The organism is Roseateles sp. P5_B10 (assembly GCF_056400485.1).
Window position 1 is genome coordinate 1 of sequence record NZ_JBFULE010000841.1, and the last position, 2231, is coordinate 2231.

General features: G+C 68.2%; 3 protein-coding genes. All 3 read right to left on the bottom strand.

Annotated elements, in window-relative coordinates; genetic code table 11:
- Nucleotides 1-333, bottom strand: a 333-nt coding sequence (gene dctP / locus AC1DU6_RS28300; RefSeq protein WP_477861195.1) for a TRAP transporter substrate-binding protein DctP, incomplete at its 3' end; no start/stop codon positions are given.
- Between the two features lie 9 nt (nucleotides 334-342).
- Nucleotides 343-1941 (bottom strand): family 43 glycosylhydrolase, encoded by a 1599-nt coding sequence (locus tag AC1DU6_RS28305; protein ID WP_477861197.1) that lies wholly within the window; start codon nucleotides 1939-1941, stop codon nucleotides 343-345.
- Nucleotides 1938-2231 (bottom strand): hypothetical protein (locus AC1DU6_RS28310; protein WP_477861199.1); only part of this gene is annotated, 294 nt, incomplete at its 5' end. The genes AC1DU6_RS28310 and AC1DU6_RS28305, both read right to left, overlap by 4 nt.

A 2231-nucleotide genomic window follows, 5' to 3' on the forward strand; every position in this document is an offset into this window, starting at 1 on the left:
CATGTGGGCCGTGTCGCGAAACAGGAAGGGCAGGGAAGGCACCAGCGTCTTCGGGCACATGGCCGTCAGCGGCGCGAGGTTGACTCGCGTCATCGCCAATGCGCCGAGCTTGACCTGGTCGATGGTCTCCTTCTCGCTGCCGAGCGCGCCCTTGTTGAAGACCTTGACCGTCAGCGCGCCGCCGCTGCTCTTGGTGAGCAACTGGCCCAGGTGCTTGACCGCGACGACGGTGGGGTAGTCGTCGCTGTTGTGCACGTCGGCGGACTTCAGCTCCAGGGCCCAGGCTGCGGGGCTGAGCAGCGCCGCAGCGATCAGCGTGGTTTGGATCTTCATGAGGTCTCCTTAGTCGAGAGCGCGATAGCGCAAGTTCGAGAAGCGTGCTTCGCCTTGACCCGCCGCGTAGATCGCCGGGCGCAGGCTGGCGAAGCCGCCCGCTGTGTTGTGGTGGTAGCCGCTGACGTCCATCTGCACCGGGAACTTGGCCCAGGGCTGGCCGGCGTCGGCACGCGAGTACAGCGTCAGCACATGGCGCACGCAGCGCAACCTCAACTGCATGCGCCGCGAGATGCCAGCGGGCTTGGGCACGGCGCGGATGTCCTGGCCGTAGCGGTGCAACTGCAAGCTCTTCGCATTGGCGCCCATGCCGGCGTACAGGCGCGGGCTGTAGAACATGACGAGGCCGGCTTGCACGCCTTCGTCGAAGTCGAGATCAAACTCCAGCTCGAACGCCGGGTCGCCCTGGATGAAGCCCAGCGGTGGGCTGTCGGCCGGGACTTTGCCGGTGGCGGTGAGGCGCAGCTTGCCCTCCACAACGCGGGCGCGCTGCGCCTGGCTGCTGCCGCTGAGGAATTGCCAGTGGGTTTTCAGCGTCGTGCCGGAGAAATCGTCCGACAGCGCCAGGCCATGCGGTACGGCGTCGCCGCCCTTGGGTTTGGGCAGCGGCGCGCCGTCGTCGGCATCGACATGGAACCAGCCATCGGCACTGAAGCGCGCCGGTGCCAGCAGCATCTGTCGGCCCAGCGTGTGGAAGCTGTTCTCGTAGCCGTGATACAGCATCCACCAATCGCCCGCGGGGCCTTGGACCAGGCTGCCATGGCCGCGCGACCACCAGCGCTCTCGCGATGAGCGGGTGCGCATCAGCGGGTTGTGCGGCGCCTGCTCCCAGGGGCCTTCGAGCGTGCGGCTGCGCGCGGCGATGACCATGTGCCCGGTCGGTGGCCCGGCGGTGCCGCCCACCGCCAGCAGCATGTGCCACCAGCCGCCATGGCGCAGCATCTTGGGCCCCTCGGGTGAGAAGCTCTCGACGTCCCAGTCTTCGGGATAGCGCCAGGGGTCGTAGACATGCTCGATGGAGCCGGCGAGCTTGAGCCCGTCCTCACTGAGGCGCACGCGGTCGCCACCACTGAGAAAGAGCCAGCGTCGGCCGTCTTCGCCGACGACATGCGTCGGGTCGATGTGCTTGCTCAGCCCGAGCGGCACAGGCTGGGACCACGGCCCCTCGATGCGATCGGCCCAGCTGACGAGGATGTCGTTGGGCGAGGCCTTGACGGGCAGATAGAGGTAGTAGCGATCGCCGTGCTTGCACAGGTCCGGCGCCCAGACGCTGCCCACCGCCTCGTGCAGCGCGTTGGCCACCGGCCGCCAGTTGACCAGGTCGCGTGAATGCCAGATCAAGAGGCCCGGCACGGCCTCGAAGCTGGAGTGGGTCAGGTAGTAGTCGCTGCCGTCCTTCAGCACCGTCGGGTCGGGCCTGTCGCCGGCCAGCACAGGGTTCAGGAAACGACCATCACCCAGGTCGGCCTTGCGCTGGCCCTCAATGCCCTTGGGCCAGGGCTGGCAAGGCGGCAGGTAGGGCTGGCCGGGCGCGTCGGAGCAGTCGGCGGCGCCCCAGGCCGGTGGGACCGCCAGCAGTGCCAGCAAGCCGCGGCGGTCCAGGCTCACTTCGAGACCTGCGTGAACAGCGATTGCCAGCCCGCCTTCGGCGCCATGTCGGCGAGATTCCAGTCGGCCTCGACAAAGGTGCGCTGCGTCGGCTTGCGCTTGGGCAGGCCCTCGGGGTTGTTCTGGGTCTCGTCGTCGATGAGCTGGCCGCGGTCTTCGGCGATGTCGGACAGCTGCTTGAAGTCCAGCGGATCGCGCGCCCAGGGCCGCGAGCCGACGTACAGCGGCAGTAGCTTCTCCAGCTCGCGCGGTGGCAGCCAGTTCAGGCCGGCAGGCAGATAGTGCTGGCG